Origin of the sequence: Massilia sp. MP_M2 (assembly GCF_039123635.1) — a bacterium.
GTDB lineage: Bacteria > Pseudomonadota > Gammaproteobacteria > Burkholderiales > Burkholderiaceae_D > Telluria.
Genome location: NZ_JBCHJF010000001.1, coordinates 155,906 through 173,095, shown reverse-complemented (window position 1 = coordinate 173,095; position 17,190 = coordinate 155,906). Strand labels below are relative to the sequence as shown.

Annotated in this window: 20 protein-coding genes and 1 tRNA gene; 13 read left to right on the top strand and 8 right to left on the bottom strand. The window is 61.2% G+C overall.

What is annotated here, in order from left to right:
- The first annotated feature begins 23 nt into the window (after nt 1-23).
- From RCH14_RS00780 to RCH14_RS00770, 3 genes are all read left to right on the top strand, one after another.
- Nucleotides 24-695, top strand: coding sequence for a response regulator (locus RCH14_RS00780; RefSeq protein WP_343024264.1), 672 nt, complete (start codon nt 24-26; stop codon nt 693-695).
- Nucleotides 696-869: 174 nt separating this feature from the next.
- Nucleotides 870-2,516 carry an AMP-binding protein gene (locus RCH14_RS00775; RefSeq protein WP_343024263.1) on the top strand — a complete coding sequence of 549 codons (1,647 nt, stop codon included), beginning with the start codon at nt 870-872 and terminating at the stop codon, nt 2,514-2,516.
- Nucleotides 2,517-2,523: 7 nt separating this feature from the next.
- Nucleotides 2,524-3,048 carry a MarR family transcriptional regulator gene (locus RCH14_RS00770; protein WP_343024262.1) on the top strand — a complete coding sequence of 175 codons (525 nt, stop codon included), beginning with the start codon at nt 2,524-2,526 and terminating at the stop codon, nt 3,046-3,048.
- 111 nt (nt 3,049-3,159) lie between these two features.
- Here the strand turns inward: RCH14_RS00770 and RCH14_RS00765 are convergent, their stop codons facing one another.
- Entirely contained in the window at nt 3,160-3,453 is a 294-nt protein-coding gene (locus RCH14_RS00765) for a hypothetical protein (RefSeq protein ID WP_343024261.1), read from the bottom strand.
- A 65-nt stretch (nt 3,454-3,518) separates the two neighbouring features.
- Between RCH14_RS00765 and RCH14_RS00760 the strand changes: the two genes are divergently transcribed.
- The 3 genes from RCH14_RS00760 (at nt 3,519) to RCH14_RS00750 (ending at nt 5,261) form a co-directional block, all read left to right on the top strand.
- Nucleotides 3,519-3,731, top strand: coding sequence for a hypothetical protein (locus tag RCH14_RS00760; protein ID WP_343024260.1), 213 nt, complete (start codon nt 3,519-3,521; stop codon nt 3,729-3,731).
- An 87-nt stretch (nt 3,732-3,818) separates the two neighbouring features.
- Nucleotides 3,819-4,313 (top strand): nuclear transport factor 2 family protein, encoded by a 495-nt coding sequence (locus RCH14_RS00755; protein ID WP_343024259.1) that lies wholly within the window; start codon nt 3,819-3,821, stop codon nt 4,311-4,313.
- A gap of 330 nt (nt 4,314-4,643) precedes the next feature.
- A complete protein-coding gene (locus tag RCH14_RS00750; protein ID WP_343024258.1) occupies nt 4,644-5,261 on the top strand; it encodes a DUF3885 domain-containing protein in 618 nt (205 codons plus the stop codon).
- 824 nt (nt 5,262-6,085) lie between these two features.
- Here RCH14_RS00750 and RCH14_RS00745 read toward each other — a convergent pair.
- Nucleotides 6,086-6,463 carry a hypothetical protein gene (locus tag RCH14_RS00745; RefSeq protein WP_343024257.1) on the bottom strand — a complete coding sequence of 126 codons (378 nt, stop codon included), beginning with the start codon at nt 6,461-6,463 and terminating at the stop codon, nt 6,086-6,088.
- On the bottom strand, nt 6,460-7,026 hold the full coding sequence (locus RCH14_RS00740; RefSeq protein ID WP_343024256.1) for a lysozyme: 567 nt from the start codon (nt 7,024-7,026) through the stop codon (nt 6,460-6,462). Before RCH14_RS00740 ends, RCH14_RS00745 begins: the two co-directional genes overlap by 4 nt.
- Before the next feature lie 103 nt (nt 7,027-7,129).
- On the opposite strand from RCH14_RS00740, the gene RCH14_RS00735 reads away from it, so the two are divergent.
- Nucleotides 7,130-7,384 (top strand): hypothetical protein, encoded by a 255-nt coding sequence (locus tag RCH14_RS00735; RefSeq protein ID WP_343024255.1) that lies wholly within the window; start codon nt 7,130-7,132, stop codon nt 7,382-7,384.
- Nucleotides 7,385-7,395: 11 nt separating this feature from the next.
- Here the strand turns inward: RCH14_RS00735 and RCH14_RS00730 are convergent, their stop codons facing one another.
- The gene (locus RCH14_RS00730; protein ID WP_343024254.1) at nt 7,396-8,166 is read right to left on the bottom strand and encodes a hypothetical protein; all 771 of its coding nucleotides are present in this window, start codon (nt 8,164-8,166) and stop codon (nt 7,396-7,398) included.
- Between RCH14_RS00730 and RCH14_RS00725 the strand changes: the two genes are divergently transcribed.
- Nucleotides 8,133-8,336, top strand: coding sequence for an AlpA family phage regulatory protein (locus RCH14_RS00725; RefSeq protein ID WP_343024253.1), 204 nt, complete (start codon nt 8,133-8,135; stop codon nt 8,334-8,336). The genes RCH14_RS00730 and RCH14_RS00725 overlap by 34 nt on opposite strands.
- Here the strand turns inward: RCH14_RS00725 and RCH14_RS00720 are convergent.
- The 4 genes from RCH14_RS00720 to RCH14_RS00705 form a co-directional block, all read right to left on the bottom strand.
- Nucleotides 8,333-8,761 carry a hypothetical protein gene (locus RCH14_RS00720; protein WP_343024252.1) on the bottom strand — a complete coding sequence of 143 codons (429 nt, stop codon included), beginning with the start codon at nt 8,759-8,761 and terminating at the stop codon, nt 8,333-8,335. The genes RCH14_RS00725 and RCH14_RS00720 overlap by 4 nt on opposite strands.
- Nucleotides 8,762-9,052, bottom strand: coding sequence for a hypothetical protein (locus tag RCH14_RS00715; protein WP_343024251.1), 291 nt, complete (start codon nt 9,050-9,052; stop codon nt 8,762-8,764).
- A gap of 13 nt (nt 9,053-9,065) precedes the next feature.
- A complete protein-coding gene (locus tag RCH14_RS00710; protein WP_343024250.1) occupies nt 9,066-10,259 on the bottom strand; it encodes an integrase arm-type DNA-binding domain-containing protein in 1,194 nt (397 codons plus the stop codon).
- Between the two features lie 173 nt (nt 10,260-10,432).
- Nucleotides 10,433-10,507 (bottom strand) — tRNA-Arg (locus tag RCH14_RS00705).
- A gap of 229 nt (nt 10,508-10,736) precedes the next feature.
- On the opposite strand from RCH14_RS00705, the gene RCH14_RS00700 reads away from it, so the two are divergent.
- The 5 genes from RCH14_RS00700 to RCH14_RS00680 all read left to right on the top strand — a co-directional run bounded on the left by RCH14_RS00700 (nt 10,737) and on the right by RCH14_RS00680 (nt 16,261).
- Nucleotides 10,737-12,638, top strand: a complete 1,902-nt coding sequence (locus RCH14_RS00700; RefSeq protein ID WP_343024249.1) for an ATP-binding cassette domain-containing protein — start codon at nt 10,737-10,739, stop codon at nt 12,636-12,638.
- Between the two features lie 39 nt (nt 12,639-12,677).
- Nucleotides 12,678-13,415, top strand: coding sequence for a CAAX prenyl protease-related protein (locus RCH14_RS00695; RefSeq protein WP_343024248.1), 738 nt, complete (start codon nt 12,678-12,680; stop codon nt 13,413-13,415).
- A gap of 36 nt (nt 13,416-13,451) precedes the next feature.
- Nucleotides 13,452-14,666: an XrtB/PEP-CTERM-associated polysaccharide biosynthesis outer membrane protein EpsL gene (gene epsL / locus RCH14_RS00690; protein ID WP_343024247.1), complete on the top strand. Its 1,215-nt coding sequence runs from the start codon at nt 13,452-13,454 to the stop codon at nt 14,664-14,666.
- A gap of 202 nt (nt 14,667-14,868) precedes the next feature.
- A complete protein-coding gene (epsE, locus tag RCH14_RS00685) occupies nt 14,869-15,669 on the top strand; it encodes a polysaccharide export protein EpsE (RefSeq protein WP_343024246.1) in 801 nt (266 codons plus the stop codon).
- Between the two features lie 109 nt (nt 15,670-15,778).
- On the top strand, nt 15,779-16,261 hold the full coding sequence (locus tag RCH14_RS00680; protein ID WP_343025014.1) for an MgtC/SapB family protein: 483 nt from the start codon (nt 15,779-15,781) through the stop codon (nt 16,259-16,261).
- Nucleotides 16,262-17,190 lie beyond the last annotated feature (929 nt).

Here is a 17,190-nt window from a genome sequence, read left to right as displayed (position 1 = left end):
CTGACGAATCTGGTGGAGACGTGATGAACGTGCTGGTGGTCGACGATGACGTGGTGGCGCGCATGATGCTGATGCATCTGGTGGACAGCTGCGGCAGCCATACGATCGCCGAAGCGGACGACGGCGCCGATGCCTGGCGCCAGCTCGAAGCCGGCCTGCGGCCCGACATCGTGTTCTGCGACCTGCGCATGCCGCATGTGTCCGGGCTCGAACTGCTGCAGCGCGTGCGTCAGGATGCGCTGCTGGCGAAGCTGCCGTTCGTGCTGGTCTCGGCGGCGTCCGACAGCGCCACGATGGACGAAGCGGAGCAGGCCGGCGCCAGCGGCTATATCGTCAAACCGTTCCGCCACGACGACGTGCGCGAGCAGTTCGAACGTCTGTTCCCTTCAACCGACACGAGCGACACAAGCGACACGAGCGACGAAACTCCGGACGCCGTGGTGCGCCGGCTTGGCATCGACATCGATCGCCTGCGCTTGTATCTCGAGGGCCTGGCGCGCCAATTGCAGGCGGCGCAGGGCGACTTGGCCGAGGGTGTCGAGGGCGCGCTGCAGCTTGCGCGCCTGCGTGCCGGCTGCAGCATGCTCGGCCTGCATGGCGCTGCCGAAGCGCTCGACCGGGCGCCGCCGACGGCAGGCCTGGCGCAGGCGCAGGCGGCGGTGGCGCGCCAGATTGAACGCGCGGGGCGGGCATGACGGCGTCGTTGTCGTTGTCGTCGTTGTCGTTGTCGATGCGGTCGGTGGGGGCGATGGCAGGGGTGCGCGGCAAATCTCCTTGCTGCCGGTGTGCTTTGGATTTACAGTGTCCCGCGGGTGTTGCCTGACCAGCGCTGCCGGTCGACTGCTTCGTTGTTAGCCGGGGATTACGCCATGAACGACGTTACCAGTGCAGCGCCGTGCCCCTCCGGCCACACCGACGGCTTCGCGCGCGCACACTTGCCGCCACCCGAGACCTGGCCCCACTTTCTGTTCGACCTGCCCGAGCTGGCGTATCCCGTGCGCCTGAACTGCGCGAGCGCGCTGCTCGATGACGCCATCGCGCGCGGCTGGGGCGCGCGCACGGCGCTGATCGGGGCGCGCGAACGCTGGAGCTATGCCCAGTTGCTGGCGCAGGTCGACCGCATCGCCCACGTGCTGCGCCACGATCTCGGGTTGGCCACCGGCAGCCGGGTTCTCGTGCGCGGCGCGAACTGCCCGATGATGGCGGCCTGCATCCTGGGCGTGATCAAGGCCGGCTGCATCGTGCTGCCGACCATGCCGTTGTTGCGCGCGCGCGAACTTGGCGCCATCGCCGACAAGGCGCGCATCAATGCGGTGCTGTGCGCCGGGGATCTGGTGGACGAAGTCGATGCGCTTGGCCTGCAGGTACCGTTACTGGTGTTCGGCGACCCCGCGCCCGATGCGGCCGATGCGCCCGATGTGCTCGAACGACGCATGGCCGGCCACGACGCACCGTTCACCGCCGCCGACACCGCGCGCGATGACGTTTGCCTGATCAGTTTCACCTCGGGCACCACCGGCATCCCGAAAGGGACCATGCATTTTCATCGTGACGTGCTGGCCGTGTGCGACTGCTTCCCGCGCCACACGCTCGGTGCACGCGCGGACGATATCTTCATCGGCACGTCGCCGCTGGCGTTCACGTTCGGGCTCGGTGGCCTGCTGCTGTTTCCGCTGCGCGTGGGCGGCGCGGGCGTGCTGCTCGAACGCCTGAGCCCCGAGGCGCTGCTGGCGGCCATCGCCGACTACCGCGCCACCGTGTGCTTCACGGTCCCGACCTTTTATCGCCTGATGACCGCGCAGGTAGCGCGTTTCGACCTGGCCAGCCTGCGCGCCAGCGTGTCGGCCGGCGAGCCGCTGCCCTTGGCCACGCGCGAGGCCTGGCAGGCGGCGACCGGGCTGGCGATGATCGACGGCATCGGCGCGACCGAACTGCTGCACATTTTCATTGCCAGCGCGGGCGCGGCCATCCGGCCTGGCGCGACCGGCAAGCCGGTGCCGGGCTACCAGGCCTGTATCCTCGATGCCGACGGCATGCCCGTCGGGCCGGGCGTGATCGGGCGCCTGGCCGTGAAAGGCCCGACCGGCTGCCGCTACCTGGACGACGAGCGCCAGCTTGATTACGTGCAGGATGGCTGGAACATCACCGGCGACGCCTACGAAATGGACGCCGATGGCTATTTCTATTACCGCTCGCGCACCGACGACATGATCATCTCGGCCGGCTACAACATCGCCGGCGCCGAGGTCGAAGAAGCGCTGCTGCACCATCCGGCGGTGGCCGAATGCGCCGTCGTGGGGCGACTCGACCCCGAACGCGGTCAGGTGGTCGAGGCCCACGTCGTGCTGCGCGCAGGGCAGGTGGGGTCGGCCAGCCTGGCACAAGAATTGCAGGAATTCGTGAAGGCGCAGATTGCGCCCTACAAGTACCCCAGGGCCATTTTGTTCAAGGAAAAACTACCTCGCACCGAAACCGGTAAACTACAACGCTTTAAATTACGCACGAACGCAGATTGAGGAACGCATGCAGGAAGTGGATGGACGTGAACAAGACCCGAAGATGGACGGGCCAGCCGAGCTGGACATGGAAAGCCGCCTGACGGACGAACATCACCAATCGCTGCGCCTGTGGCTGCGCATGCTGTCGTGCACGACGCGCATCGAAAACGAAATCCGCAGCCGCCTGCGCACGACGTTCGACATCACGCTGCCGCGCTTCGATCTGATGGCGCAGTTGCAGCGGCATCCGGACGGCTTGCGCATGGGCGAGCTGTCCAAGCGCATGATGGTCACCGGCGGCAATATCACGGGGATCACCGACCAGCTCGAACGCGAGCAACTGGTGGTGCGGGTGCAGGACGTGAACGATCGGCGTGCGTCGGCCGTCAAGCTCACGCCAGCGGGGCGCGCGGCGTTCGACGAGATGGCCGCGGTGCATGAGCGCTGGATCGAGGAAATGCTGGCTGACGTGGCAGCGGACGACAAGGCAACGATGATCGCGTTGTTGTCGACCATGAAGCGCAGCTTGCGGGTGGATGACGGCGTGTAGCGGGTCCCCCCGACTGGAATCGGGAAAAGGCCGGAAGCCTGCATGGATGCTGGCTTGAGTAGTGGTGGGGTTAGGCAGATACCAACGAAAGTACCAACGAACGTCACGGGCTCAGGCGCCGAACCGCACCGCCCATTCCTGGATGTAGGCTGGACCTGCATCACCCTGCGGTCGCTCCTCGCCGTTGAGCAACAAGCCGGCACTGTTCATCGTCGTAAGGCGGGCTTCGTACAGCGTCGGAACCAGCGGATCGCCAACTTGGCTATTCGGGTCCGTGACGTTGGCCACAATCGAGGTGGCAACCCCATAGACGCGCAGCTCACCCTCAACCGCTGGCGCCGCGCCAATCTCTCGATCCGATAGCCGCTTGCCTTGGTGGCGCAGCCGTTTGACTTTTCCGAACATGGCCTGAGTTTAGCATCGGTGATCTGGATGAAACCTCGGCCCGTTCACGTCGGTACCATCGTCTGATGAATTTGCGAACCGACCGCCCCACAGCCGCATATGTTGACCTGGCCGTCAACATTTCCATTTCGTTTGGACTGGAGGCCGGCTTGCGCGTGCTGCGCGAGCAGAACGCCCCCTCGTCGGTCGTGCTTCGAGTGCTGATCATGGGCGGGCCGCGACGTGGTTTCACGTGGGCCAGGCTTGAACCGTCTTCGCGTGGCGTGCTGCGCATGTAGCGTACTGGCTAAGCAGCTCGATTGCCCAGACCTATCTCGTGCAGGCTGCTATGATCAATTGCATCGATTACATCCTGGGATGCCTACATGAAAACTCCGCCTTTTAACAAGCATGTTTTCGCGGCATCCCTGTTGGTTTGCCTTTTTAATCTGGCTTCAGCGGAGAACCACCTGACCAGTGCGCCCCACAGCGAACTCAAAGCGACCTTGTTGGAACTCGAGATCCTACGAGCCAACGCAATAAAGCAGCGCGACATACTAGCTCTGCGCAAGCTGATGGATCGGTACTATCGACATGTGGAGAGCCGCGGTCGAGTGCGTAGTAAAACGGAACTGCTTACAGCGCTTGAGCGTGGTGATTTTCGCTTTCAGCTTTATGAAAATGAGTCCACCGAAATTCAGGTACTTGACAGTGGGAAGACTGCAGTGATCGCGGGGGTCTTTAAAAGTCAGCAGGTTGGAAGCAAACTATTCCGCGGCCGATACGTGCGTGTCTGGGTACATGAACGGGATGGATGGAAGAACACATTCCACCAAGCGACGGAGATAGGGCCAGACAAATCCGATTGCAAGTGCAACTGAATTCTCGTTGTTATAGAACTAAACAAGCTCAAGAAAATGCTGCTTCACTTCGGCCAAGCTTGAAAAGTCTTCGCATGACGAGCAGCGCACTGCGCATACAGGCTCAGCAGCTCGATTGGCCAGGCCTGCCACTCGTCGTAGTCCGGGGCTGCCGGACGCTCGACCACCGGGCACGGCGCCGCCAGCGCGCTACCAAACTGAACCTATTTCCTTTGCGGCAATGTTCGCGTAAGCTTGGGTTGAAAGGCCGCTATCGGCCAGAAGCGGGCATTGCAGTGACCTCCTGAAGGATCGCGGTACGAAGCGTATTCTTCCAACGAGAACGAACGTATGAACCTCAGAAGAAAAATTCAGGAAATTGTTGGGAGACCTTACCGACACGCATTGTTTTACAACTTCCCAGGTGGGCTACGTTTTGAGTTGTCGGACGGCGGCAGCGCGCTCGACCAGGCGTTGACGGCGTTGCGTAAGGCAACTGTCATTTGCGATGACGTTTTTGGCGAGGAAGAAACAATACTCGTCCACTTAGAAGCGTTCGCTCCCGCGTCCCGTTTTGGGTTGCGGAAAAAGCTTTGTGAGCTTCATACAGCCGGAATTTTCGTCCCAAAGGTTAGAGACGTTTGGCTGGAAGCAGAAGATCAAACGGGCGAAGTGGACGAAAGCAGGTGCTGGGTAAGCTGCGCTTTTGAAGTTTCCACAGCCAAGCTGCAAAATCTGCTTTGGTGTGCAGTCACCGCAGACTTAGGGTCATCACTACGCCCGAATCCGCACTGCAAGGTCTACCTGCTCAATCTGACTAAGGGAATTGTCGTTCATCCATACGATGACCGGGGCATGGATGTCATCAGTCGACGTACGTCAGCGTTAGCAGGACTGTACGAGCGGCACAACGATCTATTGCTCGATTACGACATGGAAGCCATGCGCGAGACCTTTGCTCGGGCGTAGCATCAGAACACACTGCGAAGGTCCGCTTCGGGTCGGTACCGGCCTGTCGTGACAGTCAGTGCTTTTTCAAGCCAGGCAACCTGCTAAGCTGACGTGAACGGCCGGGTTCGGCCAGAAGCGGACGTCAGGGCTACAGATCGACCATGAGAATCAAGAGGTTTAATGTTCACTAAGCCATCCACCAACTGATGCCGCCGTCCATGAGTTCGCTTCACGCTGGACTGAGCAGTTAGCCCAAGAGAACTATATCGAAGCGTATGGAATGCTTTGCCACGTTCAAAATCATCCCGGTCGGTCATGGGTATTCAGTCCCGAGGAGTTAAGGAACTGGATAGAAAACTATGGTTCGGATACACCAATCCCAGGGGAGCCGCCTTACAAGGTGACCAAGATCGAACAGGCTAGCGGCGAACAGTGGGGAAACTACCTCGAACTGAGCCCCTCGGACGCACGGTATGTAGGGTACCTAGGAAACTTAGATTGGGGACTTCCATTGAACGGCGAATGGAGCGATCTACAGGCCTCCTTCGATTTAGTCGCTATTGACCAACGGGTAGGCTTTGTCTTGGTGGCCCTCAGAGTTCCTTGAGCTCTGATCGCTAATCAGTCGTTATTGACGTCCGCTTAGGGTCGAAAGCAGTCCTTCACGGCCCCTAAATGCGATCAAGACAATCCTGCTTCACATCGGCCAGGCCTGCACAGTCTTGGTGTGGCGCGCCGCACATTCCGCGTACTGGCGCAGCAACTCGATAGCCCAAGCCTGCCACGCGTCATAATCGTCGGCTCCAGGCCGTTCGATCGCCGTGCACGGCGCCGCCAGCGCACTATCGAGGGATGCTTTTGTTGGCGGCTTCGATTGCGGCGTCGAGGTTGCGCACCCGCACAGGGTCAGGCACGCAGCCAGCAGGAAGTTTCGGTGCATTGCGCAGCTCCTTGGTGAGCGCCGACATGCGCGGCGCCAGGGTGGATTGAATGGCGGCGAACTCGGTGGCCGCCTCGGTGATGCGCGCGGCGTCGGCCTGCAGCGTGGTCAGCGCCAGCTCCGACTGGCTGCGCATGGTTTCCGCGTGCGCGCGCTGCAGCTCGGCGATCTCGGCGTCGTGCCGCCAGCCGTTAGTGAACCAGCTGGCGGCGCCGGCCAGCGCCATTGCCAGCAGCAGGCCCAGGCCGGCAGCCAGCGCGCGGTACTGGACCGGAATCATGGCAGCCCCTTCAAGCACAGCTCGCGCTCGGCCTGGCGCCGGCGCGTGAGGCCGCGCACTTCCTCGAGCACCTTGCGCATCACTACCTTGCCGCGCGCATCCTTGACCGGCTTGCCGTCCTCACCGATGACCGGCCGCAGGACACTGATCTTGTTCCAGGCCATCAGCGCATTGCAGGCGCCGACCATGTCGCCCGCGTTCGTTCGCCGCGCCATGCTCGAGCCGCAGAAGCCACTCACGCCGATGTTGTAGGCGACGTCGACGAAGGCCACCTTCTGACCATCGGTCAGGCGCGCGAGCGGAATGCACGTGGCGATGCCCGCGGCGTGCCGCTCGAGGTCGCGGTCGAGCTGCGCGCGGCACTGCGCGGGCGTGTACGTGTTGCCCCAGGCCGCGTTCTCGGTGGCACCGGTGCAGTACGTGAGCACACCCGCGATGTCGCGATAGGTTGTGAGCTTGGTGTCCTCGAACGGCGGCGTGAACGCGAGCAGTCCGGCTGCAGCGATTGCGCCAACCAGCGCAGCCAGGCCGCCGCGCCGCTGGATGGTTGCGCGCTCAGCCATTGCCGGTCACCGACGGTTGCGCCACCACGCGCGCGAGCGCAGCGCCGAGCGAGGTCAGGCCAGCGGCCACCACCAGGATCGGCGCGGTGCCGCTGGCGTACAGGTGCATGCCGGCCTCGATGGCCGAGGCGATTGCGGCCAGCTGCTTTTCGAGACGATCGAGGCAGTCAAGGGCGGCACCATCGACATCGAGAAGGCGAAGGTGATCGGCACGCTATCCCAGGTGATGGTGAACTCAGCAGCAGTCGAGGTGAAGCATGCTCAGGTGACCGGGCAGAAGGGAAGCAACTTCCTCAACAAGGTCGAAGAGCTGCCGCCGGGGATTACTGGTGTACGCCAGCATCGGCTGATGGGGTGATGCCAATGGCTCTACAGGGTTACATTATCCGACAGTCCGCTCGACTCCGACATCTGGCTCCCGGCGCGATGAAGCATGTCACCAGCTGCGTGAAGGTTTCGGAAGATGCTTTCAGCCGACTCCTTCCTGTAAGACGCTCCTATGCTGGCGGACATGAGGTAATGCGCAAGTGCCTTATTCAGCAGAATTTCCGCCGCATGAAGATAGCCGAGTCCCTGTGCCAAATTCATCGCGCAGTTCGCTGGCAACGGAGCGAGAGATGCGATAGCGCTCAGTGGCCAATCGTGGGACACCGTGAGCGTGGACTGTGCTCGCTTAAACAGCTTCTCGCCTTCATCACAGTTAATCTGATTCTGCATAAGTCTCATTGCACGTTGCACCTCGCTGGTGACCGTTGCAACCTGAGGCATAAGCCGACCAGCGGACAGAAGTGCGCGAACCTGTGCTTCGTTATCTATTTTTCGGCGCTGGGACGTGGCGATTCGAATGGTGCCAGCCAAGGTTGCTACTGTTCCAAAGGCCCCAGTCCACACACCCCAGTCAGCAGCTTTCATTTCTCGCCAAGGCGTTGCTTCCTCGAAGTGCCACGCAAAAAGTAGCACAGCAATCAGCATCAAGAGGCTAATGCTCGCGACCATTATCACGTACGCCCACTGCAGTATTTTCTTTTGCACCGTTGCCTCAGACTTAAAAAGTTCGCCAAATCGTATCATGTCAATAAACAAAGAAATTGAATCAGGAGAAAATAATGGAAATTGAAAAAGAAGCGACAGGACTTCCAATAACAGGCTATGTCCGCCTCAAGCAGCTGGTGCCGAACATCATCCCATTTTCGCCAGCGACGCTGTGGCGCAAGGTGAAGGCTCAAACCTTCCCGGCGCCGGTAAAGCTGTCGGCTGGGGTGACGGCCTGGAAAGTGGAAGATATTCGCGCATGGATCAATCAGCACTAATTATTTGATGGGGCAGTAATTAACTGCCCCATGATTATCTGTGCTCTGTCTCCGAGTTTGTGAGTTGCAATGCCGACGTCGCCAATTAAATTAGCTACAGGTTGTGCTTGGGAAATCAAGTACCCACTGCGCAGCCCCTTAATACTAGCAATTGCATCAATATTCATAACTGATCGAGCAATTGCGTCTTCTCTATCTAACAGAAGTAGCTGCCCTCGAATGTCGCCAAATTTTTGAATGCAGTTGCTAAATAGGATCGATATCTGATCTGTCTCATCTTGCAGCTCAGGAAAATAGAGGCGTGATAGCGTTCTGAACTCATCGATGGATGCCGGGTGTTCTATCACAGTGTTAGCGGAGAAATTTGCCCCTCGCTCGCGAGCCCATGCATAAATGGCGAAGGAAGCTCGCAAAAGTGCCTCCAATTACGTTCTCTTCAAAACATTGCCTTCCCGTGCAATCCAATCGTTGTGAACGACAGCGGTTTCAACTGTTTTTGCTAGCCTAGTTGTTTCAGCTAGCTGGTGTTGAATTTCTGCAAAATCTGACTTGGTAGCGGCAATTTCCCCCTTCATTTTTAGGCGACCATCGAGATAAGCACCTATGATGGACGTGAGGGTGCCGATGCATATAAGGAGCAGGTAGAACCGCCAGTTCGAGAAGACATTTTCGTTTATCGCATCGCTGACAATTTTGTGCAGAGTCGCTGCATTCATCGATTCATTCCTATTATCGTGTTAGCCGAAGAATGTCCAGGTAATCGGCCCAGCGCTGCATCATATCGCGCCGCGCTGGCAAGTGAGCTGTCCGATTGTATGCCCGTCCATTTACATCTTTGACCTGGTGCGCGAGTTGGTGCTCGATCAGGTCGACACGCTCCCCCAACACTTCATCAAGCATGGTGCGCGCCATCGCGCGGAACCCGTGCCCAGTCATCACGTCCTTGGAATAGCCCATGCCGCGCAGGGCCGCGTTGACAGTGTTGTCGCTCATGGGCCTGCTGCCCGTACGAATGCTCGGTAAAACGTACCGCCCGGCGCCGGTGACGCGCTGCAGGTCGCGCAGTACGGCCACTACCTGGTCGGCCAGCGGCACGATGTGCTCCACACCCATCTTCATCTTCGCGCCGGGGATGCGCCACTCAGCGGCGTCGAGATCGATCTCTCCCCATTCCGCTGTCCGAAGTTCGCCGGGGCGCACGAACACCAGCGGGGCAACTCGCAGCGCGGCGGTGACGAACGGATGCCCGTGGTAGGCATCAATTGAGCGGAGCCGGGCGCCGGCCTGTGCCGGCGAGGTAATCGCGGCGTAGTGCTGCTGCTGCTTTGTCTCTAGCGCGCGGTACAGACCTGCGGTCACGTCGACGGTGACGGCCTCGGTGACGATCGCATACTGGAAGATCTGGCCGCAGTAGACAAGCACGCGCTTTGCCGAGTCGATGGCGCCGCGCTGCTCGATGATGCGCACGGCGTCGAGCACGTCCCGCGCGCGCAGGTCAGCAATCGGGATGTGGCCAATGGCCGGAAAGATGTTCTTTTCGAGCCAGCTTACGACCCAGGCCTGTGTAGTTTCGCCGCGGCGCGCGGACGACTTGGCCAGCCACTCGCGCCCGACCGCCTGGAACGTGTCCACGCTGGCGCGCGCGGCAACCCGCTTCTCTTCCTGCTTCGCGGCACTCGGGTCAGCGCCTGCCGCGAGCAGCGCGCGCGCGGCTTCGCGTTTCTTCCGCGCGGCGGACAATGAGACGGCAGGATAGACGCCCAGCGCCAGTGTCTTCTGCTTGCCGGAAAAGCGGTAGTTGAGTCGCCAGTATTTGCCTGTAGCCGAGACGTGCAAGTACATGCCATCGCCATCGGTGTGCTTGTCGCCAGCCTTGGCGCCGGTATGCTTTACTTGCCTGACAAATGTATCGCTGAGGGGCATTTCTCGCTCTCGTTGGTATCTGTAGGAGTGTCACGGTCAAATACCAACATCAATACCAACAGAATTTTGAGATACCATCATCCTTGTTGAGGCATCTTGATTCAAGAAACGCGGGAGCTATATAGAGGAAAGGGGGGAATCGAGAGCGCCTGATTTTGCTTGATTCAGGGTGGTGGTCCCCCCGACTGGAATCGAACCAGTATCCCACGCTTAGGAGGCATGTGCACTATCCATTGTGCTACGGGGAGGACGCCCGCGCCGCCAGGTGCTGACGGCGCGAAGCAGGGCAAGCCTGCAGTCCGGCGGGCAGGCCCCGCAGGGCGGGCTGGTACCGTGAACCGGTTGCAATTATAGCCGGGATCGAAATAGAAATGCAGGTTCATGCCCGGCAGTCGGTACAATGTGCCCCTTATTCAATCAACGCACCTTTTCCCCCCGCGCCTTATTTTTCTTCGCGCGACGAAACGCATACCGATCATGGCCGTCATCTCCATTAGTTCCGCTCAACTTGCTTTCGGCCACGTGCCGCTGCTCGACCACGCTGATTTTTCCCTCGAGACCGGCGAACGCGTCGGCCTCATCGGCCGCAACGGCACCGGCAAATCCTCGCTCCTGAAAGTCATCTCGGGCCGCTCGCGCCTGGACGATGGCTTGCTGGTCATGCAGCAGGGCGTGACCATCGCCTATGTCGAACAGGAACCGGTGTTTGACCTGAGCATGACGGTGTTTGCCGTCGTTGCCGGCGGCATGGGTGACCAGCAAGCGATGCTGACCGAATACGAAGAACTGACCGGCAAGTTCGGCCAGGGCGACGACGACGCGCTGATGGAGCGCATGCATGTGATCCAGACCAAGCTCGATGCGAACGACGGCTGGAATCTGGCGCACAAGGTCGAGACCACGCTCGATCGCCTGAACCTGTCCGGTGACGCGCTGATGGGTACGCTCTCGGGCGGTATGCAAAAGCGCGTCGCGCTGGCCGTGGCGCTGGTGTCGGCGCCGGACGTGCTGCTGCTCGACGAGCCGACCAACCACCTGGACTTCACGTCGATCAAGTGGCTCGAAAGCCTGCTGCGCGAATTCCGCGGCTCGGTCCTGTTCATTACCCACGATCGTAGTTTCCTGGACAACGTTGCCACCCGCATCATTGAACTCGACCGCGGCCGTCTGCTGTCGTTCCCGGGCAACTTCACCACCTACCAGGCGCGCAAGGAAGAACTGCTGGCCAATGAAGAAGTCGAAAACGCCAAGTTCGATAAATTTTTGGCGCAAGAAGAAGTGTGGATCCGCAAGGGCGTCCAGGCACGCCGTACCCGCGACGAAGGCCGTGTGCGGCGCCTTGAAGCGTTGCGCTCGCAGCGCTCGGTGCGCCGCGACCAGCAGGGCCAGATCAAGCTCGACGTGGCCACGGGCGAGCGTTCGGGCAAGATCGTTGCCGATCTCGAGAACATCTCGAAAATGTACGGCGACAAGGTTATCGTCGACAACTTCACCGGCACCCTGATGCGCGGTGACAAGGTCGGCCTGATCGGACCGAACGGCGCCGGCAAGACCACGCTGCTCAAGATCATCCTGGGCGAAGAAAACGCCGACAGCGGCAAAGTCCGCCTGGGCACCAAGCTGAACGTCGCGTACTTCGACCAGATGCGCACCCAGCTCAATGAAGAAGCCAGCCTGGCCGACACCATTGCACCGGGCAGCGACTGGGTCGAAATCAATGGCCAGCGCCGTCACGTGATGACGTACCTGAACGACTTCCTGTTCTCGCCGGAACGTGCACGTTCGCCGGTCAAGTCGCTCTCCGGTGGCGAGCGCAACCGCCTGCTGCTGGCGCGCCTGTTCGCCAAGCCGGCCAATTGCCTCGTGCTCGATGAGCCGACCAACGATCTGGACATCGACACGCTCGAGCTGCTCGAAGAACTGCTCGAGGAATACACGGGCACCGTGTTCCTGGTCAGCCACGACCGCACGTTCCTCGACAACGTCGTCACGCAAGTGATCGTCGCCGAAGGCGCTGGCAAATGGCGCGAATTCGTCGGTGGTTACACCGACTGGGAACGCGTCAAGGCGGCAACGCCGGTGGTCCAGGCGCCGGTCAAGACCAGCGCACCGAAGGCGGACGACACGGCGGCCCCCGCCGCCAAGAAAGTCAAGCTGAGCTACAAGGAGCAACGCGAACTGGAAGAGTTGCCAAAGCTGATCGCGACGCTCGAAGACGAACAGTCCGCGATCACGGCGCAGCTCAATGGCCCGGACTTCTACAAGCAGAACCCGGCCGATGCCAAGCGCATCAACGCGCGCTTTGCCGAAATCGAAGATTTGCTGCTCGATGCACTCGAGCGCTGGGAAACGATCGAAGCGCGCTCGCGCGGCGTGTAAGCAACAGGGGCGGGCAATGGCCGGGCGGAGCGACTTTTCATGACTGACAACAACGAATCGCGCACCGCCCGGCCAGCCGGCCCTGGGTCGGGGGCCTGCGCGGCCGACGAACCCTTCCTGACTCCCGCCGCCTGGGCGCGGATTCTGCCATTCGGCACCTACATCCTGTTCATCGTGATTGGCGACCTGCTTGAGCGCATGGGCATGAGCCGCGCCGACTTGCGCTGGCTGTATCCGGTGCAGGCCGGCGCCGTGCTGGCGCTGCTGGCCGTGTTCTGGCGCCAGTACGACGAGCTGCACCGGTTTGGCTTGCGCCTCTCGCAGACGCTCGTTGCCATTCTCGTCGGCGTCGTGGTGCTGGTGTTGTGGGTGAATCTGACTTTGCCATGGATGACGCTTGGCAGCACGCCCGGCTACGATCCGCGCACGGATGGCGAGATCGACTGGCTCCTGGTGACGCTGCGTATCGCCGGCGCCGCGCTGGTCGTGCCTGTCATGGAAGAATTGTTCTGGCGCTCGTTCCTGATGCGATGGGTTGAACACGCGAACTTCAGACTCGTTGATCCGGCGCGTATCGGCTTCAAGGCGTTCGTGATCCCATGCGTGCTGTTCGGCTTTGAACACACGCTGTGGCTGGCCGGTATTGTGGCTGGCGTGGCCTATGGCGTGTTGTATATGCGGCACCGCAACCTGTGGTCGCCCATCCTGGCCCACGCTGTCACGAATGGATTGCTGGGCGTCTGGGTCGTCTATACAGGGGGCTGGCAATTCTGGTGATGCCTCAGGTAGTACGACCAGTGGAAGAAGACGACCATGCCAGCCCCGTCAGCGTTGCATCGCCTTTCGCCGCTCGCACTCTGCGCCGGTGCATTCTGGTGTCTCCCGGCAGGCGCGGCGTCCACGGCGCCAGCTGAAAGCCTGCAACCCTTCGCCGGCATCGGCTGGGCCCACGACGACAACCTCCTGCGCCAGGCCGATGGCGCGCCCGCGTTTGGCAATGGGCGCAGTGATAGCTATCGCACTGTCGAAGCCGGCCTCGTGCTCGACAAGCACATCAGCCGCCAGCGCATCGCCGCCACGGCCAAAGTGTCGAAGACCGCGTTCGATCATTTCAAACAGCTCGACTATATTGGCCACGACCTGCAAGCGATGTGGTTCTGGCATATTGGCACCCAGTTCGACGGCCGTCTCGAGATGCTCGATAGCCGGACACTCGCGCCGTACACCGACTTCAACAGCGACCAGCGCAACCTGCGCCAGCAGCGCCGCCAGATCATCGACGCCGGCTGGACGCTGCATCCAGGCTGGAAACTGCGCGCTGGCGCCGAGCGCGACAAGGCAAGCTACGACCTGGCGATCCAGCGCTTCAATACCCGCACCGAAAAGGCGTTCGACACCGAACTTCTGTACCAGTCCAGGGGCGGCAGCGCGCTGGGCCTGGTCGCACGGCGCGTCAAGGGCAGCTATCCGTACCGCCGACCGGCCATCGGCACGGTCCTGACCGACGATTTCACCCAGGACGAACTCAAGCTGCGCATCAACTGGCTTGCCACCGGCTCGACCACGGTGCAGGGCCTGGCTGGCTATGCGCGGCGCGAGCAGCCGTCGTACGGCGAGGGTGCCACGAGCGGCGTCAATGGCCGCATCAATGCGTTCTACACGCCAAGGGGCCCACTCAGCTATCAAGCAGGCATGTGGCGCGAGTTCGCGCCGGTCGAAAGCCCCTTCGTCAGTTACACGCTCAACCGGGGCGCGAGCATTGGCGTGAACTGGGCTGCCAGCGCCAGGGTGGCGCTCGAGGCCAGCGCGACCTACGAGCGCCGTACCTACACGGCGCGGGGCGACTTCACCGGCGCCGCTGCGCTGCGTGATGCGATCCGTTCGGCCAGCGTGCGTACCGTGTGGCAGGTCAGGCCCGGCGTGAAAGTCGTTGCTGCGTATGTCCGCCAGGCGCGTACCGCCTCGGCGCTCGGTACGGGCAAGTTCGATGCCAATGTGGTGCAGGTCAGCGCCAATGTGCTGTTCTGATGGGGATCCTGCCGACGTTGATGCGTGGCGTGATGTCGGTGATGGTTTTTTCGCGAGAGAACGCGCATTGGTTGCGCTGGCGCTAGCGCAGTTGAACCAGTCGGTTTTCGCTGGAACTGTCAGGTTGCGCACGCATCGAATGGCATGTCGGGCATGTGCTGGCCGCCCCGTTGCAACGATTACCGATGCTGATGGAGGAATCATGAAGCGTGTCGTCATGTGGATCGCAAGCCTGGTTTTGGTGCTGGGCATGGGTATGGGGGTGGGCATGGCTGGCGCGGCGGAGGTGCTGCTGGGGCCAGGCGACGTGGTCAAGCTGTCGGTGTACGGCAGTCCCGACTTGTCGATCGAAACCCGCGTCAGTGAAAGCGGCCATCTCACCTTTCCGTTGCTGGGACAGGTCGCTGTCGGCGGCATGCCGGTGGCGACGGCCGAGAAAACCATCGCAGGCCTGCTCGAGAAAGGCGGCTACCTCAGGCAGGCCCAGGTCAACATGCTGGTGACGACGCTGGCGAGCCAGCAGATTTCGGTGCTGGGCCATGTGAACCGGCCCGGGCGCTATCCGGTGGACGGCCGCCGCCGCGTGCTCGACATGCTGGCGCTGGCGGGCGGCATCCACAGCGATGGCGGCGACATGATCAGCCTGGTGCGCATCCGCGACGGCAAGACCCTGCGCGAAACCATCGATGTGGTCGACATGGTGCGCACCGGCGAACTCGACCGGGATGTCGAGGTGGCAGGCGGCGACATCATCTTTGTCGAGCGGGCGCCGCGGGCGTATATCACGGGCGAAGTCAGTCGCCCGGGACCATTCCGGCTCGAGCGCGGCATGACGGTCCAGCAGGCATTGTCGGCTGGCGGTGGCTTGAGTCCGCGCGGTAGCAGCAACGGTATCCGCATCACGCGCAAGGCTGCCGGTGGCCAACCAGTTTCGCTGGATGCCCGTGCGAGCGATATCGTCCAGGTCGATGACGTGATCGTCGTACGCGAAAGCTGGTTCTAGGTAATGGCAGTTGGTGCGCGGCGCCGCGCGTGGCCGCCCGGCTAGCGTGGCGACACACTTCTTGCATGGATGGCATCATTTCCTTGAAAAAATTGATCAAGGTGAAGGCATGCAAGCGTGGTGGACAGAAAGCTGGCAGACGATTCAACACGAATTTTCCGATCTGGGCGATGCCGAGGATGTGACGATCATCATCGTGCGTTTGCTGGTTGCGGTCGTCCTGGGCGGTTTGCTCGGCTATGAGCGCGAAACGAAGGGTGCTTCGGCCGGTCTGCGTACCCACATGCTGGTGTCGGTCGGCTCGGCGCTGTTCGTGCTGATTCCGTTGCAGGCCGGAATGACAATCCAGGACTTGTCGCGGGTATTGCAGGGAGTTACGGCCGGTATTGGTTTCCTTGGCGCCGGCGCCATCCTCAAGCAGCGCGAGCAGAACGACATCAAGGGTTTGACCACGGCCGCCAGTGTCTGGATGACGGCGGCCATTGGCGTTGCCGCCGGCATGGGGCGGGAAGGCACGGCGGTGCTCAGTGCACTATTTGGTCTGGTGATCCTCGCATTCGTGCGATCGCCCAGCAAACGCAGCGCCGATTGATTGTCATGGGTCGGCGTCCAGCACCGACCGAATCGGCGTTCGCCTGTGATATAAGGGCGCATCGCACTTCGGGTAAATCAGTGAATCGGCTCTCAACCTGAACCACCAGCATGCCGATCCGGTAGTGAACGAACCTCTTGTTGTTCTAAAGAAAATAACCGGTTGCCGCCGTGGCTGGTGCGACCCGTGGCCAAGCTGTCGTAGTGCGCGGCGGGGCCACCGTGTGCCCCCTCTTTGTCCTTTGATGGCTGCCGGAGTTTGCGGTGCGCTACTGCGTGTGCTTTTGGCTGGGCGCATCGATTGGCCTCGTCAACGTCGCCGCACGCGGCGGATGCCCGTCAGGATTTCCTCCCTCGTCATCGCACCCCGAGTCGTGCTTAGCCCCCCCGACATAGATCAATGTATTACCGGGAAAATTATCCATTTGCCAATTCCTTGAGCGCGAGTGTGCTGGGTTCATCGCTCCCAGCACGGGTGTTGCGTATCTCGACCATCTCGTCCGCCGGGCCGCCGGGCCGCCGGGCCGCCGGGCCGCCGGGCCGCCGGGTCGCCGGAATGCCAGTTCTGCGTCACATTCATCGACGAAAAATAGCGTGTCGCGAGAATCGTCGCCTGCTGCACGGTCGGCTTGCCAGCGCGCCTTCATCGACGCCTATGTGAACTTGTCGCGCGACATGGGGCAGGGCATCTGGTGGAGAATAGCCTGTATATACAAGCACGTGCGCGCACGGTTTTTCTAAAAGATTGTAAAATATATAAGCTTTGGAATGACGCTATGCAACAATATTCTCTGCCCGGGTACGAGGCGGTCCAGCATAGCTCCCAGCAGTAATGCAGGCACGTACTTTTGTTCGCTGCACAACACGATATCGTGCGCGGGGTCGAGCAGATGTATCCTAGTCATGCTCCGGGCTCGACGATTGCGGCCC